At 62.5% G+C, this 26,349-nt stretch carries 24 protein-coding genes; 18 read left to right on the plus strand and 6 right to left on the minus strand.

Annotated features, from left to right (window positions below; all coding sequences use genetic code 11):
- Window positions 1-239: 239 nt before the first annotated feature.
- Window positions 240-1,439: a tyrosine--tRNA ligase gene (tyrS, locus tag FEU76_RS15795; RefSeq protein ID WP_039181301.1), complete on the minus strand. Its 1,200-nt coding sequence runs from the start codon at window positions 1,437-1,439 to the stop codon at window positions 240-242.
- Window positions 1,440-1,554: 115 nt separating this feature from the next.
- Here tyrS and FEU76_RS15800 point away from each other — a divergent pair, with 115 nt between their 5' ends.
- Entirely contained in the window at window positions 1,555-2,697 is a 1,143-nt protein-coding gene (locus FEU76_RS15800; RefSeq protein ID WP_144984231.1) for an anhydro-N-acetylmuramic acid kinase, read from the plus strand.
- Window positions 2,698-2,707: 10 nt separating this feature from the next.
- Here the strand turns inward: FEU76_RS15800 and FEU76_RS15805 are convergent, their stop codons facing one another.
- Window positions 2,708-3,748, minus strand: a complete 1,041-nt coding sequence (locus FEU76_RS15805) for a type IV pilus twitching motility protein PilT (RefSeq protein ID WP_144984234.1) — start codon at window positions 3,746-3,748, stop codon at window positions 2,708-2,710.
- 34 nt (window positions 3,749-3,782) lie between these two features.
- Between FEU76_RS15805 and FEU76_RS15810 the strand changes: the two genes are divergently transcribed.
- The 6 genes from FEU76_RS15810 to FEU76_RS15835 all read left to right on the plus strand — a co-directional run bounded on the left by FEU76_RS15810 (window position 3,783) and on the right by FEU76_RS15835 (window position 8,382).
- Entirely contained in the window at window positions 3,783-4,481 is a 699-nt protein-coding gene (locus tag FEU76_RS15810; protein WP_144984237.1) for a YggS family pyridoxal phosphate-dependent enzyme, read from the plus strand.
- A gap of 67 nt (window positions 4,482-4,548) precedes the next feature.
- Window positions 4,549-5,376: a pyrroline-5-carboxylate reductase gene (gene proC / locus FEU76_RS15815; protein WP_144984240.1), complete on the plus strand. Its 828-nt coding sequence runs from the start codon at window positions 4,549-4,551 to the stop codon at window positions 5,374-5,376.
- An 87-nt stretch (window positions 5,377-5,463) separates the two neighbouring features.
- Window positions 5,464-6,057 (plus strand): YggT family protein, encoded by a 594-nt coding sequence (locus tag FEU76_RS15820; protein WP_144984243.1) that lies wholly within the window; start codon window positions 5,464-5,466, stop codon window positions 6,055-6,057.
- Window positions 6,058-6,112: 55 nt separating this feature from the next.
- Window positions 6,113-7,309, plus strand: a complete 1,197-nt coding sequence (metX, locus tag FEU76_RS15825; protein WP_144984246.1) for a homoserine O-succinyltransferase MetX — start codon at window positions 6,113-6,115, stop codon at window positions 7,307-7,309.
- Window positions 7,309-7,908: a methionine biosynthesis protein MetW gene (gene metW / locus FEU76_RS15830; protein WP_016915945.1), complete on the plus strand. Its 600-nt coding sequence runs from the start codon at window positions 7,309-7,311 to the stop codon at window positions 7,906-7,908. Before metX ends, metW begins: the two co-directional genes overlap by 1 nt.
- A 12-nt stretch (window positions 7,909-7,920) precedes the next feature.
- Window positions 7,921-8,382 carry a DUF4426 domain-containing protein gene (locus FEU76_RS15835; RefSeq protein WP_144984249.1) on the plus strand — a complete coding sequence of 154 codons (462 nt, stop codon included), beginning with the start codon at window positions 7,921-7,923 and terminating at the stop codon, window positions 8,380-8,382.
- Here FEU76_RS15835 and sfsA read toward each other — a convergent pair.
- Both sfsA and FEU76_RS15845 read right to left on the minus strand, forming a co-directional pair.
- Window positions 8,379-9,107, minus strand: coding sequence for a DNA/RNA nuclease SfsA (gene sfsA / locus FEU76_RS15840; RefSeq protein ID WP_144984252.1), 729 nt, complete (start codon window positions 9,105-9,107; stop codon window positions 8,379-8,381). The two genes, FEU76_RS15835 and sfsA, sit on opposite strands and share 4 nt — an antisense overlap.
- Window positions 9,104-10,264: an aminotransferase class I/II-fold pyridoxal phosphate-dependent enzyme gene (locus FEU76_RS15845; RefSeq protein WP_144984255.1), complete on the minus strand. Its 1,161-nt coding sequence runs from the start codon at window positions 10,262-10,264 to the stop codon at window positions 9,104-9,106. Before FEU76_RS15845 ends, sfsA begins: the two co-directional genes overlap by 4 nt.
- A 201-nt stretch (window positions 10,265-10,465) precedes the next feature.
- Here FEU76_RS15845 and dksA point away from each other — a divergent pair, with 201 nt between their 5' ends.
- From dksA to FEU76_RS15895, 11 genes are all read left to right on the plus strand, one after another.
- Window positions 10,466-10,903: an RNA polymerase-binding protein DksA gene (dksA, locus tag FEU76_RS15850; RefSeq protein ID WP_016915941.1), complete on the plus strand. Its 438-nt coding sequence runs from the start codon at window positions 10,466-10,468 to the stop codon at window positions 10,901-10,903.
- Window positions 10,904-11,023: 120 nt separating this feature from the next.
- Window positions 11,024-11,923 carry a tRNA glutamyl-Q(34) synthetase GluQRS gene (gene gluQRS, locus FEU76_RS15855; RefSeq protein ID WP_144984258.1) on the plus strand — a complete coding sequence of 300 codons (900 nt, stop codon included), beginning with the start codon at window positions 11,024-11,026 and terminating at the stop codon, window positions 11,921-11,923.
- A gap of 1 nt (window position 11,924) precedes the next feature.
- Window positions 11,925-12,101, plus strand: a complete 177-nt coding sequence (locus FEU76_RS18620; RefSeq protein ID WP_016915939.1) for a hypothetical protein — start codon at window positions 11,925-11,927, stop codon at window positions 12,099-12,101.
- On the plus strand, window positions 12,091-15,036 hold the full coding sequence (locus FEU76_RS15860; RefSeq protein WP_144984261.1) for an ATP-binding protein: 2,946 nt from the start codon (window positions 12,091-12,093) through the stop codon (window positions 15,034-15,036). The genes FEU76_RS18620 and FEU76_RS15860 overlap by 11 nt, the downstream gene beginning before the upstream one ends.
- On the plus strand, window positions 15,014-16,399 hold the full coding sequence (locus FEU76_RS15865) for a sigma-54-dependent transcriptional regulator (protein WP_039181336.1): 1,386 nt from the start codon (window positions 15,014-15,016) through the stop codon (window positions 16,397-16,399). The genes FEU76_RS15860 and FEU76_RS15865 overlap by 23 nt, the downstream gene beginning before the upstream one ends.
- An 820-nt stretch (window positions 16,400-17,219) precedes the next feature.
- On the plus strand, window positions 17,220-18,605 hold the full coding sequence (pcnB, locus tag FEU76_RS15870) for a polynucleotide adenylyltransferase PcnB (protein ID WP_144984264.1): 1,386 nt from the start codon (window positions 17,220-17,222) through the stop codon (window positions 18,603-18,605).
- A complete protein-coding gene (gene folK / locus FEU76_RS15875; protein ID WP_096921572.1) occupies window positions 18,602-19,126 on the plus strand; it encodes a 2-amino-4-hydroxy-6-hydroxymethyldihydropteridine diphosphokinase in 525 nt (174 codons plus the stop codon). The genes pcnB and folK overlap by 4 nt, the downstream gene beginning before the upstream one ends.
- 147 nt (window positions 19,127-19,273) lie before the next feature.
- On the plus strand, window positions 19,274-20,065 hold the full coding sequence (gene panB, locus FEU76_RS15880; RefSeq protein ID WP_096923345.1) for a 3-methyl-2-oxobutanoate hydroxymethyltransferase: 792 nt from the start codon (window positions 19,274-19,276) through the stop codon (window positions 20,063-20,065).
- A gap of 21 nt (window positions 20,066-20,086) precedes the next feature.
- Window positions 20,087-20,947, plus strand: a complete 861-nt coding sequence (gene panC / locus FEU76_RS15885) for a pantoate--beta-alanine ligase (protein ID WP_144984267.1) — start codon at window positions 20,087-20,089, stop codon at window positions 20,945-20,947.
- Window positions 20,948-20,979: 32 nt separating this feature from the next.
- A complete protein-coding gene (gene panD, locus FEU76_RS15890) occupies window positions 20,980-21,360 on the plus strand; it encodes an aspartate 1-decarboxylase (protein ID WP_016915932.1) in 381 nt (126 codons plus the stop codon).
- 255 nt (window positions 21,361-21,615) lie between these two features.
- Window positions 21,616-22,794, plus strand: coding sequence for an acetyl-CoA C-acetyltransferase (locus tag FEU76_RS15895; RefSeq protein ID WP_039181351.1), 1,179 nt, complete (start codon window positions 21,616-21,618; stop codon window positions 22,792-22,794).
- Window positions 22,795-22,857: 63 nt separating this feature from the next.
- Here FEU76_RS15895 and FEU76_RS15900 read toward each other — a convergent pair whose 3' ends face one another.
- Together FEU76_RS15900 and pnp are read right to left on the minus strand one after the other, a co-directional pair.
- Window positions 22,858-24,027, minus strand: a complete 1,170-nt coding sequence (locus FEU76_RS15900; protein WP_016915930.1) for an MFS transporter — start codon at window positions 24,025-24,027, stop codon at window positions 22,858-22,860.
- Between the two features lie 119 nt (window positions 24,028-24,146).
- Entirely contained in the window at window positions 24,147-26,309 is a 2,163-nt protein-coding gene (gene pnp, locus FEU76_RS15905; protein ID WP_081193556.1) for a polyribonucleotide nucleotidyltransferase, read from the minus strand.
- Between the last annotated feature and the right edge of the window lie 40 nt (window positions 26,310-26,349).

The raw sequence follows: 26,349 nt of genomic DNA on the forward strand, positions 1-26,349 counted from the left end.
GTGTTGCCTCAGCGAGGAAGGCGTATTCTACGCATTCCGTGGTGTTTGTCAAGGGCTGTTTTCAGCGAGTGAAGCGAGCGATCAATCCAACCAACAGATGACGCTAACTTCCTGACAAACCGAAGGTTTTTCGACCTTCTTCACCGCTGGTAACGCTTGGCGTCCCCGGCAGCGGATGCGTACTTTACGGATTCGCTGCCGGGTTGGCAAGGGCTATTTTGAAAAAGTTTTCAAAAAGTTCAAGCAAGCGTCACACGAGCGTAACGTTTCTTGCCTGCCTGGATGACGTACACCTTACCGGTGGCCAGCATGGCATCTTGAGCAACGACCTCGCCATCGACCTTGACGCTGCCATTTTTCAGCATGTCCTTGGCCTGGGCGCTGTTCTTTGTCAGGCCGGAGCGATTCAGAACAGCGGCGATGGGCGCTTGCTCGCTGCCTTCGAAATCCACCGTCACTTCCGGCAGGTCTTCCGGCAGCTCACCCTCGGCCAGCTGGTTGCCCGCCGACTTATGCGCATTCGCGGCTGCTTCATCACCGTGGTAACGGGCGATAAGCTCACGCGCCAGCTCCATCTTCACATCCCGAGGATTGGCACCCTGCTCCACGCTGAGCTTCAGCGCGGCGATCTCTTCGTTGGTTTTCAACGAGAGCAATTCAAAGTAGCGCCACATCAAGCTGTCAGGCATGGAGACCAGCTTGTTGAACATCGACCCAGGCGCTTCGTCCACGCCGACGTAGTTGCCCAGCGATTTGGACATCTTCTGGACGCCGTCCAGCCCTTCCAGCAGCGGCATGGTAATGACGACCTGTGGCTCCTGGCCAAAATGCTTCTGGATTTCACGCCCCATCAGCAAGTTGAACTTCTGGTCGGTACCGCCCAGCTCGATGTCGGCTTCCAGCGCAACCGAATCGTAGCCCTGCACCAGCGGGTAGAGGAACTCATGGATGGCGATGGGCTGATTGGCCTTGTAACGCTTCTCGAAGTCGTCACGCTCCAGCATGCGGGCCACGGTGCTTTGGGCGGCCAGCTCGATCATCTTCGCGGCGGTCAGCTCACCGAACCATTCCGCATTGAAACGGACTTCGGTCTTTTCAGGATCGAGGATCTTGAAAACCTGCTCTTTATAGGTTTCCGCATTCGCTTTGACATCGGCTTCGGTCAGCGGCTTGCGGGTGACGTTCTTGCCGGTGGGATCACCGATCCGACCGGTGAAGTCACCAATCAGGAAGATCACCGTGTGCCCCAGGTCCTGGAACTGGCGCATTTTGGTGAGCAGCACGCTGTGGCCGAGGTGCAGGTCGGGGGCGGTAGGATCGAATCCAGCCTTGATGCGCAGCTTGCGGCCCGACGCCAGTTTCTTGCGCAGCTCGTCTTCTACCAGGATTTCATGCGTACCTCGCGACAGCAGCGCTAACGCCTGATCCACCTCACTCATTGCCTCTCTCCATGTACTATATGCCGTATATAGGCGATTAACCGTGATAGCGGGCGATATTACCACGCCCCAAGGCACTGGTTGAGCCTTCACCCCGTTTTGGATGCATGGCGATATGAAAACTTCACCTCTCGCGTTACCGACCTTGTATGTCGGGCTGATGTCGGGCACCAGCCTGGACGGCATCGATGCCGCCCTCGTCGAAATAACGCCCCATACTCCTCCATCCCTGATCGGTACCACGGCGGTTGCCATGCCCGATGCGCTGCATGGGCAGCTGCTGCATTTATGCCACTCGTCGTCGGTGACGTTTGCCGAGCTGGCCGCTGCCGAAGATGCCTTCTGCCGCTTGCAAGCACAAGCCGTCAACACCCTGTTGGCAGAGCATGGCGTCGCTCACCACCAGATAGCGGCCATCGGCAGCCACGGCCAGACCATCGAACATGCCCCCGAGGGGCACCAGGGCGGGCCACGCTATACCTGGCAACTGGACAACCCGAGCCTGCTGGCAGAACTGACCGGCTGCGCCGTCGTGGCGGATTTTCGCCGTCGAGACCTGGCCGCAGGAGGCCAGGCGGCGCCCCTGGCTCCGGCGTTTCATCAGGCACTGTTCGGAGCACGGGCAGGTGAACAGCTGGTGCTCAACCTGGGCGGCTTTGCCAACCTTACCTGGCTATCGAGCCAACCGGGGCAGGCGGTGGTGGGGTTCGATACGGGGCCGGCCAATGTGCTGCTGGATGCCTGGTTTGGCCAGCATCATGTCGGCCGATTTGACCAACAGGGTGCCTGGGCAGCGAGTGGCTGCGTGGACACCGCCCTGCTGGAGCGACTGCTGCAAGAGCCCTTCTTTCAGCAGCCACCGCCACGCAGCACGGGCCGTGAGCTCTTTCACCTGGATTGGCTACAGCGCCACCTCACCGGCCACGAAGCGCCCTGCGACATTCAGGCAACGCTGGCGGAACTCACGGTGGCCAGTATCGCGCAAGGCATCGCCCAACTGCCGCTGGGCGATCAAAAAGCGACCCTGCTGGTCTGCGGAGGAGGCGCCCATAACGGCCATTTGATGGAGAGGCTGGCGGCTCGCCTACCGCACATGGCGCTGGTATCACCGGCCACGCTGGGCTGGCCAGAAGACTGGATCGAAGCGGGTGCCTTTGCCTGGCTGGCCCATCAGCGCCTGCATGGGCTCCCCGGCAACCTGCCTTCCGTGACGGGTGCCAGCGGCCCGCGTGTACTGGGCGGTATTTACGCCGCCTGATACCGCGCCGCTACTCCTTGACCGACAGCGTTCCCTTGGCTCGGGCCTGAGCGTCGCCCAGTGTGACCACCCCCTCCTTGACCAACCGCGACAAGGAGGCATCCAGCGTTTGCATGCCCAGCGCGCCGCCGGTCTGAATGGCGGAGTAGATCTGAGCCACCTTGTCTTCGCGGATCAGGTTGCGCACCGCTGCCGTGGCAATCAGAATTTCGTGAGCTGCCACGCGCCCGCCCCCCTGTCGCTTGAGGAGCGTCTGCGAGATGACCGCCTGCAGCGACTCGGACAGCATCGAGCGCACCATGGACTTCTCTTCCCCGGGGAACACGTCGATGATCCGGTCGATGGTCTTGGCCGCCGACGTGGTATGCAGGGTGCCAAACACCAGATGGCCGGTTTCGGCGGCGGTCAGCGCCAGCCGAATCGTCTCCAAGTCCCGCAGCTCGCCCACCAGAATCACGTCCGGGTCTTCCCGCAGCGCACTGCGCAGCGCGCCAGCAAAGCTGTGGGTGTCACGATGCACCTCGCGCTGATTGATCAGGCAGCGCTTGCTGGTATGCACAAACTCCACCGGGTCTTCGATGGTCAGGATATGCTCGAAGCGGTGGTCATTGATGTAATCGATCATGGCCGCCAGCGTCGTGCTCTTGCCCGACCCCGTTGGCCCTGTCACCAGCACCAATCCCCGCGGCAGCATGGCAAGACGCTCGAACACCTCACCCATGCCCAGGGTCTGCATCGACAGCACGTCATTGGGAATGGTACGGAACACCGCCCCGGCCCCCCGCGCCTGGTTGAAGGCATTGACCCTGAAACGCGCAACGCCGGGCACCTCGAAAGAGAAGTCGGCTTCCAGATGCTCTTCATAGTCGCGGCGCTGACGATCGTTCATGATGTCGTAGATCAATCGCCGAACGTCACTGTTTTCCATGGCGGGCACATTAAGCCGACGGATATCGCCATCAACACGTATCATGGGAGGCAAGCCTGCAGAAAGATGCAGGTCGGACGCATTCTGCTTTGCCGAGAATGCCAGCAGTTCGGTAATATCCATCTCTCTTTTCCCAGCTGCGGTAAGGTGTTTGAGTATGACAGACAACGCGCTTCCCGAGTCACTGGCCGCTGCGCGCGAACGCCTGGGCCAGGCGCTCGTCCAGGCCGGGCGACCCGCGAACGGTGCAACGCTGCTGGCGGTGAGCAAAACCAAGCCCGCCAGCAGCGTGCGCCTGGCCTGGCAGCACGGCCAGCGGGCGTTTGGCGAAAACTACCTGCAGGAAGCGCTGGACAAGCAGGCGCAGTTGGCCGACCTGGAAGACATTGTCTGGCACTTCATTGGCCCGTTGCAATCCAACAAGACCCGGCCCGTGGCCGAACAGTTTGCCTGGGTCCACAGCGTCGACCGCCTCAAGATTGCCAAGCGCCTGAGCGAACAGCGCCCGGCCCACCTGCCACCGCTGAATGTCTGCCTGCAGGTCAATATCAGTCGCGAAGCCAGCAAATCCGGGGTACTGCCGGAAGATACGCTGGCCCTGGCCCGAGAAATCGCACCCCTGCCCGGCCTCGCCTTGCGGGGCCTCATGGCGATTCCTGCCCCGGCGGAAACGCTGGAAGCGCAGCGCAAACCGTTGGCTGAGCTACGGGCGCTGCTGGAAACGCTGCAGGCAGCCCTGCCCGATGCCCCTCTGGATACGCTCTCGATGGGCATGAGCGATGACCTCGAAGCCGCGATTCTGGAAGGTGCCACGCTGGTACGGCTGGGCACCGCCATTTTTGGCGCTCGGAGTTGACGGCAACCACCCGAACACGGCTTATTTTCTGCTGCACGTCGCAGCCATTTGCGAAAAAGGATCCCCCATGGCGAACAAGATCACCTTCATTGGCGCAGGCAACATGGCCAGCGCCATTATCGGCGGCCTGATCGACAGCGGTGTCGCGCCTGGCGACATCACCGCCACGGCCCCCAACGAGAGCGAGCTTTCAGCCCTGGCCTCGCGCCTGGGCATTCATACCCATACCGATAACAACGCGGCGGTGAGTGGCGCTGACGTGGTCGTCCTGGCCGTCAAGCCGCAAATCATGCGCGGCGTTTGTGAGGCCCTGCGCGATAGCGTCCAGCAGCAGGCACCGCTGGTCGTCTCGATTGCGGCAGGTCTGGACGCTGACACCATCGACCAGTGGCTAGGGGGTGGTAACGCCCTGGTACGCTGCATGCCCAACACGCCGTCCCTGGTCGGCATGGGCGCCAGCGGCCTCTACGCCAATCAGGCCGTCAGCGAGGCCCAGCGCGAACTGGCCACACAGATGATGGAAGCCGTGGGCATCGTCGAGTGGGTCGAAGAAGAGCACCTGCTGAATGCCGTCACCGCCGTGTCCGGCAGTGCACCGGCCTATTTCTTCCTGATGTTCGAAGCCATGGAAGCAGCCGCCGTGGCACAGGGGCTTTCGGCCACCACGGCGCGCCGGCTGGCCATCCAGACCGCGCTGGGTGCCGCCACCATGGCCAAGCACAGCGACAAAGACCCCGCCACGCTGAAACAGAATGTGATGTCGCCGGGCGGCACCACCGAACGCGCCATTGCCCACATGGAAGAGGCCGAACTGAGAACCATCATCGCCGATGCCATGCAAGCGTGCGCTCAGCGTGCCGATGCCATGGCCAAAGAGCTCGGCCAACACACATAATGCCTGCGTTACACACAGGATGACGTGCCTGATACGCCTTTAGCGTTTATTTTGCACACCAATACCAAGATCGAAGGAGAGGCAGCAATGGGAAGCCAACTGGGCAGCGCGGGGCTAATGCTCGTCAACACACTGATCAATATCTATCTGTTTCTGTTGATGCTGCGTTTCTTGCTGCAGGCGTCACGGGCCGATTACTACAACCCCCTGAGCCAGTCGGTGGTCAAGATCACCCAGCCGGTGGTAGGGCTGTTCCAGGGCTTCCTGGGCCCCGTGGCAGGTCGCTTCGACCTGGCCACCCTTGCGGCAGGGTTCGTCTTGAAGGTCGTCAGCATCGTGGCCATCTTCATGGTCATTGGTCTGGGCATGCCGCCGATTCCCGGCCTGTTGATTGCCGGGGTAGCGGCCCTGGCCAATGCCATCCTGAAGATTTACTTCTTTGCCATGATCGTCATGATCATCCTGAGCTGGGTGGCTCCCAATGCCAGTCATCCAGGCGCACTGCTGGTCATGCAGCTGGTAGAGCCCATCATGGCTCCCGTGCGCAAGGTCATCCCGCCGCTGGGCATGATCGACCTGTCGCCCATCGTGGTGTTCATCGCCATCAACCTGGTCGATGGGCTGGTGGTTGGCGCGCTGATCCGCGCGGCGGGAATCTCGGGCGCGCTGGTCGGCCTCTGAGGCTGGTCGTCGCGTCTTTTTGAGCAGGATCCATTTTGCAGGACTAGCGCTTTCGATGCCTGATTCAGACACTCTTGCTTTTGCTGACCGGCCAGCGGACTCCGTGGGTCTGGTCACACCACACGTTGCCAAATTTGATACGCCGCTACCGCTTGCCTGCGGCAAGACGCTGCCGGAATACGAGCTGATCTATGAAACCTACGGCACGCTCAACGCCGAGCGCTCCAACGCGGTACTGATCTGTCACGCGCTCTCCGGCCACCACCATGCGGCGGGCTACCACTCTGCCGAGGACCGCAAGCCCGGCTGGTGGGATGCCCATATCGGCCCGGGCAAATCCATCGACACCAACCGTTTCTTCGTGGTGTCGCTGAACAACCTGGGCGGCTGCCACGGCAGTACCGGCCCCGTCAGCCATAACCCAGACACCGGCCGCCAGTGGGGGCCCGACTTCCCCGTGATCACGGTCAACGACTGGGTGGCCAGCCAGGCACGCCTGGCCGACCACCTGGGCATCGTGCGCTGGGCCGCGGCCGTGGGTGGCAGCCTGGGCGGCATGCAGGTGCTGCAGTGGAGCATCACGTACCCGGAGCGGGTGGCCAATGCGGTCATCATTGCCGCCACGCCACGCCTGTCGGCCCAGAACATCGCCTTCAACGAGGTGGCTCGTCAGGCCATTCGCTCCGACCCGGAGTTCTTCGACGGCTGGTACGCAGAGCACGACACGGTGCCCAGGCGGGGCCTGAAGCTGGCGCGGATGGTCGGTCATATCACTTACCTCTCCGAAGACGCCATGGGCAGCAAGTTTGGCCGCGACCTGCGCAGCGACGACCTGAATTTCGGCTTCGATGTCGAGTTCCAGGTGGAGTCCTACCTGCGTTATCAGGGCGATACCTTCTCCACCGCCTTCGATGCCAATACCTATCTGCTGATGACCAAGGCGCTGGACTACTTCGACCCTGCCGCCAGCCACGGGGGCGACCTTGCCCAGGCGCTGGCCCCGGCCCAATGCCCTTTCCTGATCGTCAGCTTCACCACCGACTGGCGCTTCCCACCCTCGCGTTCTCGTGAGCTGGTGGATGCCCTGACCCAGGCGGGCAAATCGGTCAGCTATGCCAATATCGACTCCCCTCACGGCCACGACGCCTTCCTGCTGCCTGAACCCCGCTACCACGCGCTGTTCAGTGCCTTCATGGGCCGCGTCGCTCGCGAGCTGAAGATCGACGCCGTCGCCAAGAAGGAGGCTCGTTAATGCGCACCGACCTGGAATTGATCTATGACTGGGTGCCCCACGGCGCCCGTATCCTCGACCTGGCCTGCGGCGACGGCACGCTGCTGGAGCGGCTGGCCAACGAGAAACAGGTCTCCGGTTACGGGCTGGAGATCGACCCGGAGGGCATCACCCAGTGTGTGGCCAAGGGGGTCAGCGTGATCGAGCACAACCTGGACGACGGCCTGGCCAGCTTCGGCGACAACAGCTATGACCAGGTCATCATGACGCAGGCCTTGCAGGCACTGCGCCGCCCGGACAAGATGCTCGATGAGATGCTGCGGGTGGCGGAGGAAGGCATCATTACCTTCCCCAACTTTGCCTACTGGCGTCACCGCGTCCACCTGGGGGTGCGCGGTTACATGCCGGTATCGAAGTCGCTGCCCCACGCCTGGTACGACACGCCCAACATTCACCTGTCGACCTTCAATGACTTCGAGCATCTCTGTGGCGAGAAGGGGCTGGTGATCGTGGACCGCGCCGTGGGCGTGGGCGACCACAAAGGGCACTGGACATCCAAATGGTGGCCGAATCTGTTTGGCGAAATTGCCATTTTCAGGGTTCGCCGCCGCCCATCGTAGAGGAGAACCGCCATGGCGATGGCAAGACTGCGCCGCAGCCTCGCGCTGCTGACACTATTGGGTCTGCTGCTGATGTCGACACAGGCCACGGCAGAACAGTGGGTCGAAGTGGGCGATTATGAAATTCACTACAGCGCCATCGCCACGCGGCACCTGAGCTCGGAAGTCGCTCAAGCCCACCGCATCCAGCGCAGCGCCGGGCACGGGCTGGTCAACGTGGCCGTGCGCCAGCGCCAGCCCGATGGCACGACGCGCCCGGTCATGGCCAACGTCCAGGGCAGCGTCGGAGGACTGAATGACGCCGGGGAGTCTCTCGGCTTTCGCAATGTCCGCGACGGCGATGCCACCTACCACATCGCGCTGTTCACCCTGCGCCATGACGAACCCATGCGCTTCGACCTGGAAGTGCGCCACGACCGCAATGCGCCCCCGCAGCCGGTCAGCTTTATCCAGCGTTTCTACATCGAGCGTTAGGCCCGCACCGTCAGCGCCCGGTTCAAACGCGCAGTGAACGGCGCTGCGTCGCGCCACTCGAGACGAATGCCGTAGGCCAGCACATCGACGCCCGCCGCCATGGCCTCGGCCAGCGCGGTCGCGTAAACGGGGTCGATGTGGGCCGCTGGAGCCACGTCCTCGATCCCTTCATGGGCGACGCAAAACAGCAGCACCGCCCGTTCGCCCTGCTGGGCCAGCGCCGTCAGGTGATGCAAATGCCGCGTGCCACGCTCACTGACCGAATCCGGGAAATAGCCGTGGCCATCGTCCTCCTTGAGCGTTACCTGCTTGATCTCGACATAGGCCGCCCCCTTCACCGGGTCGTCGAGGCGAAAATCGAGCCGCGCATCGGCTACTTTCACCTCACGCTTCAGCGTGGCGTAGCCTGCCAGAGGGGGGATGTCTCCCGCCTGTATGGCCGACTCGACCAACCGATTGGCCCGCCCGGTGTGCACCGAGGCCAGCGCCAGCGCGCCGTCCGGCTGGGGCAGCGCAATCCACTCCCAGGTCCAGGCCAGCTTGCGTTTGGGGTTGTCGCTGGGCGATAGCCATACCCGAGCCCCCGGCACGTTGACCGCCTTCATCGAACCGGTATTGGGGCAGTGCGCCACCACCTCTTCGCCGCTGTCCAGCCGCACATCGGCCAGAAAACGCTTGTAGCGGCGCAGCAGCGTACCCGGCACCAGCGTGGGGTAGTGCATCATAAGCGACCTACGAAGCGGGCCAGGCGCTCCATGGCTTCCTGAAGCCTGGGCACTTCATTGGTGAACGCGATTCGCACATGGTGCTCTCCGCCCTGGACGGCAAAGTCGATCCCCGGTGTGATGGCCACGTTCTCCTCTTGCAGCAGGCGTTCGCAAAAGGCCTGGCTGTCGCGGCTGTAGCGAGAAATATCCAACCATACATAAAACGCCCCCTGGGGTGGCAGGTCCGGCGCCAGCCCCAGCGCCGCCAGGCCATCCAGCAACACCTGACGCCGCTGCTTGAGGGTGGCCCGACGGGTTTCGAGAATATCGCGACACTCCGGCGTGAAGGCCGCCAGCGCCGCATACTGGGAGGGCGTCGGCGCAGCCAGAAACACGTTCTGCGCCAGCCGCGTGAGTGGCTCGACCGCCTGCTCGGGCGCCACCAGCCACCCCAGCCGCCAGCCCGTCATGCCGAAGTACTTGGAAAAGCTGTTCACCACAAACGCATTCTCCGACAGCGACAGAGCCGACAGCGGGGCATCGTCGTAATTCAGCCCCTGATAGATTTCGTCGACGATGAGATCGCCGCCCTTGGCGGCCACCGTCTGCATGACCTCCCTTAGCGCGGTAGCGCTGAGCGTATGCCCGGTGGGGTTGGAAGGCGTGGCCAGCATCGCCAGCCGCGTATCGGGCTGCCAGTGACGTTCGACCAGCGGTGCGGTCAGCTGCCAGCCGCTGTCACGGCCCACCGGTACGCTGTCGATGTGGGCACCGGCCAGCGCCATGAAGTGGCGATTGCACGGGTAATTGGGGTCGGCCATCAGCACGCGCTGACCGCTTTCCACCAGCAGCTGGCTGGCCAGCAGCAGGGCACCGGACGCGCCGGGGGTCACCAGAATCCGCGCCGGGTCCACCGTTGCCCCAAAGTGCTGGGCATAATGGTCGGCAATCGCTTCACGCAGTGAGGCCAGCCCCGCCGCCGGTGTATAGCGTGTACGGCCTTCCGCCAGCGCCTGCTGCCCTGCCGCCACGATGGGGGCTGGCGTGGCAAAATCGGGCTCTCCTACCTCCAGGTGGATGACATCATGACCCGCCGCCTCACGCGCCTGCGCCATTTCCAATAAGTGCATCACGCGAAAAGGTGCGACGTGTTCCACACGCGTATTCCAGGCCATAACGGTTCCTTTTCCTAGCAGTAGTCAAAACATGACCCATGGCGTACAAGATGTAGGACCATGGTCGAAAACGCACTATTATGCTTGCATCGCAGCTAATTTTCAGCTAAACAAGCACCCCTTTGGCGTGCGATCGTGACACACGCACATGGTCGATCAGCAGTCACAACGTTCAGTAGTCACAACGTAAGGGGCACTCCCATGCCAGTAGCGGAAAAGAAATCGGAAGCGTCCAAGTCCTTCATCCCGTACGAGCCGGCACCGGGTGAAGAGTATATGAACGAGAAGCAGCTCGCGCACTTCCGCCAGCTGCTTCTGGACTGGAAACAGGACCTCATGGAAGAGGTGGATCGTACCGTACGCCACCTGCAGGAAGACGCCAATAACTACGCCGACCCCGCCGACCGCGCGACCCAGGAAGAAGGCTTTAGCCTGGAATTGCGCACTCGGGATCGTGAGCGCAAGTTGCTGAAAAAGATCAACGAAACCATCGAAAAGATCGATGAAGACGACTATGGCTTCTGCGAGGCCTGCGGGGTCGAGATCGGTATTCGCCGCCTCGAAGCACGCCCGACGGCCACGCTGTGCGTCGACTGCAAAACGCTGGCCGAGCTGAAAGAGAAGCAGCTGGGCGGTTGACACCGCGGCCACCGCAACATGAGTGACGGCCGCTGACGGGCACCCTTGAGGTGCCCGTTTTTGTTTGTCATCTTGTGTCTTTCCACGCTTGTGCTCTTTGATTGCCAGAAACGGGTTGCCATGACTGCTACCGCTTCCTATCGCGGGCGTTTTGCCCCTACGCCCTCCGGCCCTTTGCATCTTGGCTCACTGGTGGCCGCCCTGGGTAGCTATCTGGACGCCCGTGCCGCCGGTGGCCAATGGCTGGTGCGCATAGAAGACATCGACCCGCCACGCTGCCCAGACGGCGCCGACCGCACTATCCTGCAGCAGCTGGAAAGGTTCGGCTTGTATTGGGACGAAGCGGTCTGCTGGCAGCACACCCGCTCAGACGCCTATCAGCGGGCGCTGGAGCAGTTGGTCACTCAGCGCCTCGCCTACCCCTGCAGCTGTTCGAGAAAACAGTGGCAGGATTTCGACGTCTATCCTGGCTGGTGCCGAGACGGCGTGCGCGACACGACCAAACCCATCGCCTGGCGGCTGCGCAGCGACCTCGGCCAGCGCCCTGTCGTCTGGCAGGACCGCCTGTTTGGTCGCCAGCAGTTCGACCCGGCGGCGCTGGGCGACGTGGTGCTCAAGCGCAAGGATGCCTTGTGGGCCTATCAGCTGGCGGTCGTGGTCGATGATGCAGACCAGGCCATCACCGATATCGTGCGCGGCTACGACCTGCTCGACAACACCCCCTGGCAGCGCCAGCTGCAAGCGGCACTGGGCTATGCCACGCCGCGCTACCTGCACCTGCCGCTGGTGGTATCTGCGGATGGTCAGAAGCTCTCCAAACAGAACCTCGCCCCGCCGCTGGCGGATGCACCAGACGCCGTGCGCCGCCAGCTCCACCAGGCGCTCACGCTGCTCGACCAGGCGCCCCCGGCAACCCTGGCAAGCGAGCCAGTCGACACTCAGCTGCAGTGGGCCATTGCCCACTGGTCGCCCGAGCGCCTGACGCCCCACGCCCACCGGCCCACGCCCGAGGAGCCCTGACATGTACGTTTACCGCATCATGCTGTTTCTGGTGTTTGGCGGCTATCTGCTATCGCCTCTGTTCATGAACGGCTGGGGCGACCCGGACACGGCCTGGTATCGCCCTTTCGCCATCTGGGGTGGCCTGATCGCCCTGACCCTATGGCTCGAACAGAAGAGGAAGCTGGATGAGCGTTGAGCTAGCGGGGGTTGCCCTGCTGGGCCTGGGCTATCTTGGCCTGCTGCTGGCCTGCGGCATGGCCGTCGAGCGCGGCTGGGTACCTATTCGGGTCACTCGTCACCCCATGGTCTACACCCTGGCGCTAGGGGTCTATGCCAGCGCCTGGGCGGTCTACGGCAGCGTCGAGATGGCTTCCAAGGCCGGTTTCGGCTACCTGGCCTACTACCTGGGCGCGGCCGGTGCCTTCTTGCTGGCACCGGTACTGCTGGTGCCCATCCAGCGTATCACCCGCACTTACCAGCTCTCCTCTCTGGCCGACCTGTTTGCGTTCCGCTATCGGTCACGCTGGGCCGGTACGCTGGTCACGCTGCTGAGCCTGGCGGCCGTCCTGCCCTTGCTGGGCATTCAGGTGCAGACCCTCAGCGACACCATTGCGCTGCTCTCAGGCAGCCATTACAGCGGGGCCGTCACGCTGCTGCTCTGCGCCGCTATCGCTGCCTGCGCGGTGCGGTTTGGCGCCCGCCACAGCCACCGCCACCGCCACGATACGCTGCTGACCGTGATTGCCTTCGAATCGGTGATCAAGCTGCTGGCCATGCTGGGGCTTGGCGTGATTGCGCTGTGGTGGGTGTTCGATGGCCCCCAGGACCTGCAGCGCTGGCTGGAAGGCCCGGGGGCCGCCGTGCAGGCCGCTACCCCGCAGCTGGACGCGCCCCAATGGAGAACCCTGCTGCTGCTGTTTTTTGCCGCCGCCTTCCTGATGCCGCACCTGTTTCAGATCACCTTCGCCGAAAGCCTCTCACGGCACACCCTGCTTCAGGCCAGCTGGTCACTGCCACTGTTTCTGCTGCTGATGGCGCTGCCCGTCCCGCTGATCTTATGGGCAGCCCAATCGACCCAGCCCGACGTTCCCGTCGCGGCCTACGCCGCCTATCTGATGACCGAGCACTGGTGGGTCGGTGCGCTGGCTTTCATCGGCGGCCTGGCCGCAGCCAGCGGTACCATGATGATGATTGCGCTGGCGCTGTCGGGCATGGTGCTGAATCACCTGGTGCTCGTAGCCCGGCCGCCGGAAGCGCGCAGCGACCTCTATGGCTGGCTGCTGTGGCTACGTCGCGCGCTGGTGGTCGCGGTGATTGCCGGTGGCTGGCTGTTCGCCGAAAGCCTGGGCCGCTATCACTCCCTCACCAGCCTGGGGCTGGCCGCCTTCGTGGGCATGGCCCAGTGCCTGCCGGGCATGCTGGCGCTGCTCTACTGGCCCGGCGCCAATCGCAAGGGCACCCTGGCGGGATTGGTCGGCGGCATCGTCATCTGGCTGTGGGGGCTTTGGCTGCCCCTGCTGCTCAACACCCCGCTGCCCGCCCTGCCCTTCACCCCGCTGATGAGCGCAGATGACCCTGCCTGGTTCAGCGTCACGCTGATCTCGCTGGCCATCAATATCGTTCTGCTGATGGTGGTATCGCTGTTCACGCGCATGTCCGAAGGCGAAAGCTCGTCTGCCGAGGCCTGCTCGGTGGACGCGGTCATCCGTTCCAAGCGCCTGCCGCTGGAGGCCGCCACCGCCGGTGATTTCACCGCACACCTGGCCCAGGCGCTGGGCGAGGAAGCCGCTGGCCGTGAGGTCAGTCGTGCCCTGAAGGCGCTCAACCTGACACCTCAGGAGCGCCGCCCCTACGCACTGCGCCGCCTGCGTGATCGTATCCAGGCCAACTTGTCCGGGCTCATGGGGCCTTCGGTGGCGCGCGACATCGTGGACCGCTACCTGCCCTATCGCCACGACGATGCGCCGGTCACCGACGACATTCACTTCGTCGAAAGCCGCCTGGAAGCCTATCGTTCACGGCTGACCGGGCTGGCCCGCGAACTGGACGGTTTGCGCCGCCACCACCGCCAGACGCTGGCGTATCTCCCCGTCGGGCTCTGCGTACTGGGTGACGACGACGAACTCCTGATGTGGAATCAGGCGCTGTCGCAGCTCTCGGGTATCAGTGGAGACAGCGTGATCGGCTCACGCCGCGACAGCCTGCCCGCACCCTGGCCGGAACTGCTGGGCAGCGTACTGGAAGCAGACCAGACCCCGCTTTACAAACAGGCCGTCTCGCTGCACGGCAAGGATTACTTTCTCACCCTGCATAAAGCGGTTCTGAGTGGCCATGACAGCCGTGGCGGCAGCGTGGTGCTGGTCGAAGACCACACCGAAATGAAGTGGCTGGAAGAGGAACTCGTGCACGCCGCGCGGCTGGCCTCGATTGGCCAACTGGCCGCCGGCGTGGCCCATGAAATCGGCAACCCCATTACCGGCATCTCATCGCTGGCCCAAAACCTGCGCTACGACACCGAGGACCCAGCACTGCTGGAAACCGCCGACCAGATCCAACAGCTGACCCAGCGCGTAACCCGCATCGTCAACTCGCTGGTCGGCTTTGCCCATGGCGGCCGAGCGGCCCTGCCCCAGCCCGCCGCTCCGGTCGCCCTGGCCAGCGTCAGCGACGATGCCTTGCACTTGATCCACCTGGCCCGCTCAGGGGAGGATGTGCGCTTTACCAATGCGTGCGCGGATGACATTGTGGTGCGTGGTGACGCCCAGCGACTGACCCAGGTGATGGTCAATCTGCTGAGCAATGCCAAGGATGCCTGTGCCCCGCAAGGCAGCGTGGTGATCGAGGCTGGCCACCAGGCCAACCACGCCTGGTGGCGCGTGACCGACGACGGTCACGGCATCGACGACAGCGTCAAACACCGGCTGTTCGAACCGTTCACCACCACGAAACCGGCAGGCGAAGGTACCGGGCTTGGGTTATCGTTGGCGTATCAAATCATCAATGAGCACCAAGGCAACATAGAAGTGGCTTCGCCACCTCCCGGACAGCCTCGCGGCACGGCCATCACGCTATGGCTCCCGCTTTACCGACAGGATGATCACTTGCCCCATGCCCCGGATACTGATTGTTGAAGATGAAGCGATTATTCGCAGCGCCCTCAAGCGCCTGCTGGAGCGGCATGACTATCGCGTCAGCGAGGCCGCCAGCGTCGAGGAAGCCCGCGAGCTCCCCCCCAGCGACTTCGATCTGGTAATCAGCGATCTGCGCCTGCCAGGGGAACCGGGCACGGCGCTGATCGCCCTGGCCGCCCCGGCCCCGGTGCTCATCATGACCAGCTATGCCAGCATGCGCTCGGCGGTGGATGCCTTGAAGCAGGGCGCCGTGGATTACGTGGCCAAGCCCTTTGACCATACCGAACTGCTGGAAACCGTCGAGCGCATTCTGCACAAGCAATCCATGCAGCAAGGTACTCCCCCGGACATTACCGACGATGGCGGTGGCAGGCAGACGATGATTGGTGATTGCAGCGCCATGCAGCAGGTCTATACGCGCATTCGCAAAACGGCGCCCGCCGATGTCACCGTGCTGATCCAGGGCGAGTCCGGCACCGGCAAGGAGCTGGTCGCCCGCGCCATTCATCAACAAAGCAAGCGTGCCAAGGCACCGTTGATCTGCGTGAACTGCGCGGCGATCCCCGAAACTCTGATCGAGTCCGAGCTGTTTGGCCATGAAAAGGGAGCCTTTACCGGCGCCAGCGCCGCCCGCACCGGGTTGGTGGAAGCCGCGGACGGCGGGACGCTGTTTCTGGATGAAATTGGTGAACTGCCGCTGGACGCCCAGGCCAGGCTCTTGCGGGTGCTGCAAGAGGGCGAAATCCGCAAGATTGGCTCGGTCGAAACACGCCACGTGGATGTGCGCCTGATTGCCGCCACCCACCGGGACCTGCGCGCCCTCTCCAAGAGCGGCGAATTCCGGCTCGACCTCTACTACCGCCTGAACGTCATGCAGATCGCGCTGCCGCCGCTGCGGGAGCGCGAGGATGACGTGCTGAAGATTGCCGACATTCTGCTGGAGAAAGCTTGCAAGCGACATGAGCGGCCGGGGCTGCGGCTTTCACGGGCGGCACGCCAGGACCTGCGCGACTACCCATGGCCCGGTAACGTCCGCGAGCTGGAAAATGCCCTGGAGCGCGGTGTCATTCTGGCCGAGGGGCATCTGATCCACCCTGACGACCTGGGCCTTGGTCCAGTGACCAATCGCCCGGCGCCGCCCCCCACCGCCAACGTCACACCCACGGCTCCTGCCAGCGACGGCGAACCGGAACCCAACGAGGACGACCTCTCTCTGGAGGACTATTTTCAGCACTTCGTGCTGGAGCATCAGGACCAGATGAGCGAAACGGAGCTGGCACAGAAGCTGGGCATCAGCCGCAAGAACCTCTGGGAAAGGCGTCAACGGCTAGGGATTCCCCGTAAAAAAACGACACGCCGATAAACTTAAGTCGACAATAAGACTAACGTCCAATAGATTGATTTGCATAAGAATTATCCAAAAACCGTTACCCCTTCACTGTTACCTTCCCACACAACGACTCGGCAAAAAGGGCAATTTCGGGGTAACACTTCCTGTGCGGATAAGTTCCCCGACCCGCCTGAAAATTGCCAAGCGCATGAAAACTAAAAGTTATCTGATAGGTGGCACAGCGAGTGCAATATTACTCAGCAAGAAGAACAAACTGGGCCACGCGGCAGTCGCCAACAAAAACAACATGACGCCGCCCCGACCTGAGCCACAACAAGAACAACAGGGCCAGGCAGAGATAACGGTACTAACAAGAACAACAGGCTTGAGTCTCACTACTTGTAAGCACAGGGTTTGCAAACACGGCGCAGCCCCTGATGCAACAACAAAAACAACAGCAATCTACAAGTGCCCAAAAAGGACGCGACGTACACAACAAGCTGCACCCCAACAACAATAACAGCAGCATAGGTGTACACCCCCGGAGCCAATAACAATTCGCCGGGAGAGAAAAGTTCGCGGTTGGATTATTGTTTTGAATACGAGGCGGTCGGAATCAGAGTGGTTCTTACGCCTACCGACTGCGGTGCGTATTCAGGGCGATGTGCCATCATGAATAAAAACAGCAGCATGGATGCTGATTGTCTGCTTAGTAGGGGGAGGCTCATGTAGCCTCCCCTTTCCGCATTTGTCACCTGTTACCGTCCAAACGCCGCCTCGGCGCTTTGCAAGCTATCGGGGGTCGGATACACTCAACGCCTTGATCGATACCCCTGCGAGTCGACATCGCCGCATGTTTAAAGGATTTACCCGTTTATTACATAGTCCGGGAGAGCACTTGAAATCACTGCTCGATTCCCCAGAGAGCGCTGACAACGCGCTCAGCCCACGCATTATTCCGCGCTCCGAGCACCCCGTTTCTCGTCAGCAAATCAGTGAGGCCGCGCTGAAGGTGCTCTATCGCCTCAATGGTGCTGGCTACGATGCCTACCTGGTGGGTGGCTGCATTCGTGATGCGCTGCTGGGCAAGATGCCCAAGGATTTCGACGTGGCCACCAACGCCACGCCGGAGCAGGTGCGTGACCTGTTTCGCAACTCACGTCTGATCGGCCGTCGCTTCCGTATCGTGCATGTGCGCTTTGGTCGTGAGGTCATCGAGGTGACTACCTTCCGCGGCAAGCCGCAGGACGAGCACGGCGATCACATTGCCCATCAGTCCGACGATGGCTTGCTGCTGCGCGACAACGTATGGGGCAGTATCGAGGAGGATGCGCTACGGCGTGACTTCACGGTCAATGCGCTCTATTACAACATTGCCGACTTCACCATTCACGACTTCGCCAACGGCGCTCAGGACATCGATTCACGCACTCTGCGCCTGATCGGAGACCCTGCCACGCGCTATCGGGAAGACCCGGTGCGCATGCTGCGGGCGATCCGCTTTGCTGCCAAGCTCGACTTCACCATCGAACCGGCCACCGAAGCGCCGATGTACGACCTGGCGCCGCTGCTGCTGAACATTCCTCCGGCACGCTTGTTCGACGAAGTGCTCAAGCTGTTCATGTCCGGCCATGGGCTGATTACCTTCCGCCTGCTGAGCCACTACAACCTGTTCGGCATGCTCTTCCCGGAAGCCGAAGAGGCCATGGCCGATGCCGCCTGGGCAGAGGAGTTGATCGAGCAGGCGCTGATCAATACCGACAAGCGCATTGCCGAAGACCGCCCGGTCACGCCTGCGTTTCTGCTGGCGGCGTTCCTCTGGGCACCGGTGGTACATCGCCAGGCAGAGCTAGAACGCGAGGGCATGCCTTCAGTACCCGCACTGCAAACCGCCGCCCAGCAGGTCGTTTCTCGTCAGTTGCAGCATACGTCGATTCCCAAGCGCTTCGGTATTCCCATGCGGGAAATCTGGGAGCTGCAATCGCGCCTGCCCATGCGGCGGGGCAAGCGCGCCTTCCAGACCCGTGAGCATCCACGTTTTCGGGCAGCCTACGACCTGCTGTTGCTCCGTGAGCAGGCAGGCGAGATCCCGCGTGGTCTGGGCGACTGGTGGACGGCCTTCCAAAAAGGGGACGAACACGAACAGCTGCGCCTGCTGCAAAAAGTCGGCAGCGACCCGGCAAGCCAGGGCGACCGGCGGCGCAAGAAAAAGCGTAAATCTCGCAAGGGCGAAGCGTGAGCCCGGTACGCGCCTATATTGGCCTGGGCAGCAATCTGGACGACCCCAAGGGGCAGCTCACTCGGGCCCTGGAGGCGCTGGCAACGCTGCCCCTGTGCCAGATGCTGGGGCACTCTTCGCTCTACGCCACCCCGCCGATAGGCCCCCAGGACCAGCCTGACTTCATCAATGCCGTGGCCTGCCTGGAAACCCGCCTCTCGCCGCTGGCTCTGCTGGATCAGCTACAGGCGCTCGAGCAGCGCCATCGGCGGCGGCGCTTGCGCCACTGGGGCCCCCGCACCCTGGACCTGGACCTGCTGCTCTACGGGTCGCAGCACTGCCAGTGGCCGCGCTTGACCGTGCCCCATGCACAGATGCACCTGCGCGCCTTCGTACTGGTGCCACTGGCGGAGCTTGCCGGCACGCTGGAGCAACCACTCACCTTGCATGGGCAGCCGCTCGATCACTGGGCATCGACCCTCCCGCTGGACGACATCCGCCGCTTACCCAACACGGCCACCCTCTCGACTGCTACCGTCTGACACAAATCTCGACACCATGCCCGCATTCAGGTAACAATTGCCGGTTACACCCCTTCGCACATGCAGGGATGCCGCGATAATAATGGTCGAGCAGCGCTGACGTTCAGCCATGCCATCGACCCCATGAAGAAACAACGAGAGCACGCCATGAAAACCGTTACCCTGAGCACGCTGCAAGCCTATAAGCGCGCCGGCGAAACGTTCAGTTGCCTGACCGCCTACGATGCCTCTTTTGCCCATGCCGCCAGCGCCGCTGGTGTCGATGTGCTGCTGGTCGGTGATTCGTTGGGCATGGTGCTGCAAGGTCACAGCAGCACGCTCCCCGTCACCATCGACGACATCTGTTACCACACCCGCTGTGCCGCGCGGGGCAAGGGTCACAGCCTGCTCATGGTCGACCTGCCCTTCATGAGCAATGCCACCACCACGCAACTGCTGCAGGATGGCGCGGCGCTGATGCGCGCCGGTGCCGAGCTGGTCAAGGTGGAAGGCGAAGCCTGGATGGCCGACGGCATTCGCGAGCTGACACGCCGGGGCGTTCCGGTATGCGCCCACCTGGGCCTGACCCCGCAAACCGTCTATCAGTTGGGCGGCTACAAGGTGCAGGGCCGCGAAGCCGAACAGGCGGCGCAGATCATCGAGGATGCCAAGGTGCTGGTAGAGGCCGGTGCCTCGGTCATTTTGCTCGAGTGTGTGCCTGCCAGCCTTGGCAAAGCCGTCACCGAGGCGCTGGATGTGCCCGTCATCGGCATTGGCGCAGGGCCGGACACCGATGGTCAGATTCTGGTGATGCACGATGTATTGGGGGTTACCCATGGCCGCACGCCGCGTTTCGTGAAGAATTTCATGAGCGAGGCCAGCTCCATTCAAGGGGCCTTCGAAGCGTACCATCAGGCGGTCAAGCACCGCACTTTCCCCGCCACGGAACACTGCTTCTAAGCGAGTCATTGCGAATTTCCTATGCGCACTTTGCGAGATATCAACGAGCTACGCGCCATGCTGCGCGAATACCGGCTCCAGGGGCAGCGTATTGCGCTGGTGCCCACCATGGGCAACCTGCATGCCGGTCACCTGGCCCTGGTGGCCACTGCCCGGCAGCACGCGGACGTGGTGGTCTCCAGCCTGTTCGTCAACCCGATGCAGTTTGGCCCGGGTGAAGACCTGGATGCCTACCCGCGCACCTTCGAGGCGGACCAGGCCCAGCTCACCGAGGCAGGCTGCCATGTTCTGTTCGCCCCCACGGTGAGTGCGCTCTACCCCAATGGCCTGACGGCACAAACCCGTGTCCACGTACCGGTGGTAGGCGAAGGACTGTGCGGCGGGTCACGCCCTGGGCACTTCGATGGCGTCTCGACGGTGGTCAGCATGCTGTTCCACCTGGTTCAGCCCGATGTCGCCTGCTTTGGCGAAAAGGACTATCAGCAGCTGGCGGTGATCCGCAAGCTGGTCGCCGACCTGCACATGCCCATCGAGATTCTGGGCGTGCCCATCGTGCGTGCCGAGGACGGTCTGGCCCTGTCATCACGCAATGGCTACCTCAGTGCCGAAGAGCGCGCCCAGGCACCTGCGCTATATCGCACGCTGTGCGCATTACGCGAGGCGCTGGGGCAAGGCGAGCCTATCGAACAGGTACTACAACGCGGCAAGGCTGCGCTGTATGATGCCGGCTTTACGCCCGACTATCTGGAGCTGCGTGACACCGAACTCGGCCCGGTCACGCCGTCCACCCACCAGGCCGTTCTGCTGGCAGCTGCCAAACTCGGCCCGGCAAGGCTTATCGACAACATCAGTGTGCAGCTACCCAAAGCTGCCCAGGGCTAGCCGTCGGGCTGGCTCGTCATCCAGGAGTTTTCATGCACACCATCATGCTCAAGGCCAAGCTGCACATGGCCCGCGTCACCCACGCCGTGCTCAACTACGAAGGCTCCTGTGCCATCGACGGCGAGCTGCTGGACATGGCCGGGATCCGCGAAAACGAACAGATCCAGATCTACAACGTGGAGAACGGCGAGCGCTTCACCACTTACGCCATTCGCGGTGAAGAAGGCTCGCGGCTGATCTCCATCAACGGCGCGGCGGCGCATCTGGCCTCGCCTGGGCACCGCATCATCATCTGCAGCTACGCCCACTACTCCGAAGCCGAAGTGGAGCAGCACCAGCCCGCGCTGGTCTACCTGCAGGAAGGCAACCACGTCAGCCACACCAGCAATGCCATTCCGGTACAGCTGGCGTAAGACGCACGCGTTGCAAACACGCCGTTTCCAGCGGGCCGTTGATCGGCCCGTTTTTATTTGCAAAAAAAGCGTATTGCCGCAACGCACAACCTTCCCCTATGCTGGTAGCCAAGCCTGACACGACACGCAGTAACGACGCTAACAACAAGAGATAGGCGGCTCGTCTATCTGCGATGCATCTATCTGCGATGAATTTACCTGCGATGAATTTATCTGCGATAGAAACGATGCAACACTCACTCAAGGAGTCAATGTATGCAAGACGTGGTCATTGTGGCGGCTCGCCGCACTGCTGTAGGCTCATTTGGCGGTTCACTTGCCGGTATTCCTGCCAGCGACCTGGGCGCGCTGGTCATCAAAGACATCATGGCATCGACGGGCGTGGCTCCTGAACAGATCGATGAAGTGCTGCTGGGTCAGGTACTGACCGCAGGCGTCGGCCAAAACCCCGCTCGCCAGGCCGCCATCAAGGCAGGCCTGCCAGAGAGCGTGCCAGCCATGACCATCAACAAGGTCTGTGGCTCCGGCCTCAAGGCGCTGCACCTGGCCACTCAGGCCATTCGCTGTGGCGATGCCGAGATCATTCTGGCAGGCGGCCAGGAAAACATGTCGGCCTCCCCGCACATCCTGCCGAATTCGCGTAACGGCCAGCGCATGGGCGACTGGAAAGCCATCGACTCCATGGTCCACGACGGCCTGTGGGACGCGTTCAACAACTACCACATGGGCATCACTGCCGAAAACCTGGCCGAAAAATACGCCATCACCCGGGAAGAGATGGACGAATTTGCCGCCGCTTCGCAGCAAAAAGCTGCGGCTGCCATCAAAGAGGGCAAGTTCAAAGGCCAGATCGTGCCGGTGGAAGTCCCCCAGCGCAAAGGCGACCCGGTGGTTTTTGATACTGACGAAAACCCGCGCGAAGTGTCTGCTGACAAGCTGGGCGGCATGCGCCCTGCCTTCAAGAAAGATGGCACCGTGACAGCAGGCAACGCTTCATCGCTCAACGACGGTGCTGCCGTGGTCATGCTGTGCTCCGCTGAAAAAGCCAAAGAGCTGGGCCTGGAGCCGCTGGCACGCATTGCCGCATATGCCAATGCAGGGGTCGATCCGGCCATCATGGGCATTGGCCCGGCACCGGCTACCCGCCGCTGCCTGGAAAAAGCGGGCTGGAGCCTGGATGACCTGGACCTGGTCGAAGCCAACGAAGCCTTCGCGGCTCAGGCGCTGTCGGTCAACAAGGAGCTGGGCTGGGATACCTCGAAGGTCAACGTCAACGGCGGCGCCATTGCCATTGGCCACCCCATCGGTGCCTCCGGCTGCCGCGTGCTGGTCACGCTGCTCCACGAAATGATCGCCCGCGATGCCAAGAAAGGCTTGGCCACGCTATGTATCGGTGGTGGGCAAGGGGTGGCGCTGGCCATCGAGCGCCCCTGATACCGCGCTCTCGCGCCGTGATGACTGCCCCCGCACACGCGGGGGCATTTTTTTGCCTGACGGCTAGCGGTGCTTTTCCCCCACGATGCGCGCGGGGGTGCGCCATACCAGCAGCATCCCCAGCAGGAACAGTCCTGCCGATGCCCACATGGTCACCGGTAGGCTGGTGCTGTCCACCACCTGACCGCCCACCATGGCGCCCAGGCCAATCGACATATTGAAGACAAACGCCATCAGCGCCGTGGCGGCTTCGGTATTGGGGGCCGTGCGCAGAATCCAGGTCTGGATGCTGACCGAAACGCTGCCAAACACGGCGCCCCACAGCATCAGCAGCAGCACACCACTGGTCGGTTGCACGCCCAGCAGCGGAAACAGCCCGACTACCACCAGCAGCAGGCTGGGGATGACCAACACCGCCCGATAAGGATGGCGCCCGGCAAAGGCCCCAGCGGCGATATTGCCCAGAATGCCTGCCGCCCCATAGAGCAGCAGCAGGCTACCCACATGCCGCTGGGCCACGCCGCTGATCTCCTGCAGGATCGGGCTGATAAAGGTGTACGCCACGAAGTGCCCGACCACCACCAGCCCGGTGGTCAGCACGGCGACCCGAACGCCTCGGTTTTGCAACTGCTGCGCCAGCATGCGCAAGCGCACCGGCTCACGGGGTGGAAGCGGCGGCAACCACACCCATAGCGCCACGGCGGTGAGCAGGCTCAAGCCGCCAAGGGCGCCGAAGGCCACCCGCCAGTGGCTGGCATCCCCCAGCAGGGTCCCCAAAGGCACGCCCAGCACCGAGGCTGCCGCCACGCCACCGAAGATGATGGTCATGGCACGGGCCACCTGATGCGCCGGCACCAGGCGCGGCGCAATGCTGCCAGCAATGGCCCAGAAACCGCCAATACTCATCCCCACCAGCACCCTGGCGGCCAGGAGAAAGATGAAGGTCGTGGCCAGGGCCGACAGCAGGCTGCCAATGACCATCACCACCATCATCAGCGTCAGCATGATGCGGCGGTCCAGACGGCCGACGGCCACCGGCAGCAAGGGGGCGGAAAACGCCGCCACCACTCCCGGCACGGTGACCATCAACCCGGCCATGCCGGGGGTCACGCCCATGTCTGCAGCAACCTGCGAGAGCAGCCCAATGGGCAGCTGTTCGGCGGTTACCAGTAAAAAGATGCCGATCATCACGGCGACCACCGCCCACCAGCGCGGTGACTCCTGCTGCTCCATGCTGCTTCCTCTGTATGGGTCTATCAAAATACGTGGGGCTTCAAATATGCGGGGCTACCAAACGACACCGCCCCCACAGCCAGGGGCTGCAGGGGCGGTGGTCACACGCGGGTGGCCGATTAGCCTGCGATATCCGCCTCGGCAGCGGCAAACGCGGCCTTCTCTTCCTCGGTGATCTCTTTGATCGAGAGCTTCACGCGGTTGCGGTTGTCGATATCCAGCACCTTCACGACGACATCGTCACCTTCGTTGAGGAAATCGCGCACGTTGTTGACGCGCTCGGCGACGATTTGCGAGATATGCACCAGGCCATCGGTACCCGGCATGATGTTCACGAAAGCCCCGAAGTCGGCGATGCGCACGACCTTGCCCTGGTAGAGCTTGCCGATTTCCGCTTCTGCCGTGATGGCCAGTACGGTATCGATGGCCTTCTTGGCCGCAGCCTTGTCTTCGGCATAGATGCGCACGGTGCCGTCGTCATCGAGGTCGATGGACGCGCCGGTGTCTTCGCAAATCTTGCGGATGGTAGCGCCGCCCTTGCCGATGACGTCACGGATCTTGTCCGGATCGATCTTGATGGTGGCCATGGAAGGCGCATTCTCGGAGACATCGGTACGGCTTTGGCTGATCACGGCGTTCATCTGCGCCAGGATACCGATACGCGCATCGTGAGCCTGCTGCAGCGCAGTTTCCATGATCTCTTCGTTGATGCCTTCGATCTTGATGTCCATCTGCAGGGCAGTAACACCCTCTTCAGAACCCGCCACCTTGAAGTCCATGTCGCCCAGATGGTCTTCGTCACCCAGGATGTCGGTCAGCACCGCGTAGCCGTCTTCGTCCTTGACGAGACCCATGGCAATACCCGCCACCGGGGCTTTCAGCGGAACGCCTGCATCCATCAGCGCCAGCGAGGAGCCACAGACCGAGGCCATGGAGCTGGAACCATTGGATTCGGTGATTTCCGACACCACGCGAATGGTGTAGGGGAAATCTTCTTCGGAGGGCAGCATGGCCTGGACGCCACGACGAGCCAAACGGCCGTGACCGATTTCACGACGCTTCGGGCCACCCATGAAGCCTGCTTCACCCACCGAGTAGGGAGGGAAGTTGTAGTGCAGCATGAAGCGGTCTTTACGCTCGCCTTCCAGCGACTCGATCAGCTGCGAGTCGCGCAGCGTACCCAGTGTCGCCACGGCGATGGCCTGGGTTTCACCACGGGTGAAGATGGCAGAGCCGTGAGTCTTGGGCAGCACGCCGACTTCGATGGCCAGCGGGCGCACGGTGACGTTGTCGCGGCCGTCGATGCGCGGCTCGCCCTTGACGACGCGAGAGCGCACCACGCGCTTCTCCAGCGCCGCAAAGGCCCCCTTGACGTCATCGGCACTGAACTTGCCTTCCGAGGAGTCACCTTCTTCAGCCACCAGCTGGGCCAAAGCAGCCTCTTTCAGCTCGGCCAGCGCATCCTGACGCGCCATCTTGTCGGTAATGCGGTACGCATCGCCCACTTTGGCTTCGAACGCATCGGCCATGGCGGTTTTCAGCGCCACATTTTCGGCGGGCGGCTGCCAGTCCCAGCGCGGCTTGCCTGCTTCAGCAGCCAGTTCCTTGATGGCGTTGACCGCCACCTGCATCTCCTGGTGGCCGAACAGTACGGCACCCAGCATTTCGTCTTCCAGCAGCTCCTGAGCTTCCGACTCCACCATCAGCACGGCGTTTTCGGTACCGGCCACCACCATGTCCAGCTCGGAGGTGGTCAGCTCTTCGACGGTGGGGTTCAGGAAGTAGCCCTGCTCTTCGTTGAAGCCAACGCGCGCAGCGCCAATCGGGCCATTGAACGGAACGCCTGAGATGCTCAGCGCTGCCGAGGTGCCCAGCATGGCCGCAATATCCGGATCATGGTTGCGGTCAGTCGACAGAACGGTACAGATCACCTGCACTTCGTTCATGAAGCCCTTGGGGAACAGCGGGCGAATGGGGCGGTCGATCAGCCGTGACGTGAGGGTCTCTTTCTCGGTGGGGCGACCTTCACGCTTGAAGAAGCCGCCAGGAATCTTGCCGACCGCGTAGGTCTTTTCCTGGTAGTGCACCGAAAGCGGGAAGAAGGATTGGGCGGGATTGACGTCTTTCTTCGCCACCACCGTACACAGTACGACGGTCTCGTCCATGGTGACCATGACGGCACCAGTGGCCTGGCGAGCGATACGCCCAGTTTCGAGGGTGACGGTGCTACGACCGTATTGGAACGTTTTTTTGACCGGATTCACGGCGACTTCCTTTAACATTAATAGCTACTTGTCTTTTCGCTTGGGTCGTTTTGACTCG

The sequence above is a fragment of the Halomonas sp. C22 genome (assembly GCF_007655045.1).
Classification (GTDB): Bacteria; Pseudomonadota; Gammaproteobacteria; order Pseudomonadales; family Halomonadaceae; genus Vreelandella; species Vreelandella hamiltonii.

Coding starts and splice junctions, on each gene's coding strand:
- tyrS (WP_039181301.1), bottom strand. CDS start 1,439: ATGAGTGAGGTGGATCAGGCGTTAGCGCTGCTGTCGCGAGGTACGCAT.
- FEU76_RS15800 (WP_144984231.1), top strand. CDS start 1,555: ATGAAAACTTCACCTCTCGCGTTACCGACCTTGTATGTCGGGCTGATG.
- FEU76_RS15805 (WP_144984234.1), bottom strand. CDS start 3,748: ATGGATATTACCGAACTGCTGGCATTCTCGGCAAAGCAGAATGCGTCC.
- FEU76_RS15810 (WP_144984237.1), top strand. CDS start 3,783: ATGACAGACAACGCGCTTCCCGAGTCACTGGCCGCTGCGCGCGAACGC.
- proC (WP_144984240.1), top strand. CDS start 4,549: ATGGCGAACAAGATCACCTTCATTGGCGCAGGCAACATGGCCAGCGCC.
- FEU76_RS15820 (WP_144984243.1), top strand. CDS start 5,464: ATGGGAAGCCAACTGGGCAGCGCGGGGCTAATGCTCGTCAACACACTG.
- metX (WP_144984246.1), top strand. CDS start 6,113: ATGCCTGATTCAGACACTCTTGCTTTTGCTGACCGGCCAGCGGACTCC.
- metW (WP_016915945.1), top strand. CDS start 7,309: ATGCGCACCGACCTGGAATTGATCTATGACTGGGTGCCCCACGGCGCC.
- FEU76_RS15835 (WP_144984249.1), top strand. CDS start 7,921: ATGGCGATGGCAAGACTGCGCCGCAGCCTCGCGCTGCTGACACTATTG.
- sfsA (WP_144984252.1), bottom strand. CDS start 9,107: ATGATGCACTACCCCACGCTGGTGCCGGGTACGCTGCTGCGCCGCTAC.
- FEU76_RS15845 (WP_144984255.1), bottom strand. CDS start 10,264: ATGGCCTGGAATACGCGTGTGGAACACGTCGCACCTTTTCGCGTGATG.
- dksA (WP_016915941.1), top strand. CDS start 10,466: ATGCCAGTAGCGGAAAAGAAATCGGAAGCGTCCAAGTCCTTCATCCCG.
- gluQRS (WP_144984258.1), top strand. CDS start 11,024: ATGACTGCTACCGCTTCCTATCGCGGGCGTTTTGCCCCTACGCCCTCC.
- FEU76_RS18620 (WP_016915939.1), top strand. CDS start 11,925: ATGTACGTTTACCGCATCATGCTGTTTCTGGTGTTTGGCGGCTATCTG.
- FEU76_RS15860 (WP_144984261.1), top strand. CDS start 12,091: ATGAGCGTTGAGCTAGCGGGGGTTGCCCTGCTGGGCCTGGGCTATCTT.
- FEU76_RS15865 (WP_039181336.1), top strand. CDS start 15,014: ATGCCCCGGATACTGATTGTTGAAGATGAAGCGATTATTCGCAGCGCC.
- pcnB (WP_144984264.1), top strand. CDS start 17,220: ATGTTTAAAGGATTTACCCGTTTATTACATAGTCCGGGAGAGCACTTG.
- panB (WP_096923345.1), top strand. CDS start 19,274: ATGAAAACCGTTACCCTGAGCACGCTGCAAGCCTATAAGCGCGCCGGC.
- panC (WP_144984267.1), top strand. CDS start 20,087: ATGCGCACTTTGCGAGATATCAACGAGCTACGCGCCATGCTGCGCGAA.
- panD (WP_016915932.1), top strand. CDS start 20,980: ATGCACACCATCATGCTCAAGGCCAAGCTGCACATGGCCCGCGTCACC.
- FEU76_RS15895 (WP_039181351.1), top strand. CDS start 21,616: ATGCAAGACGTGGTCATTGTGGCGGCTCGCCGCACTGCTGTAGGCTCA.
- FEU76_RS15900 (WP_016915930.1), bottom strand. CDS start 24,027: ATGGAGCAGCAGGAGTCACCGCGCTGGTGGGCGGTGGTCGCCGTGATG.
- pnp (WP_081193556.1), bottom strand. CDS start 26,309: ATGTTAAAGGAAGTCGCCGTGAATCCGGTCAAAAAAACGTTCCAATAC.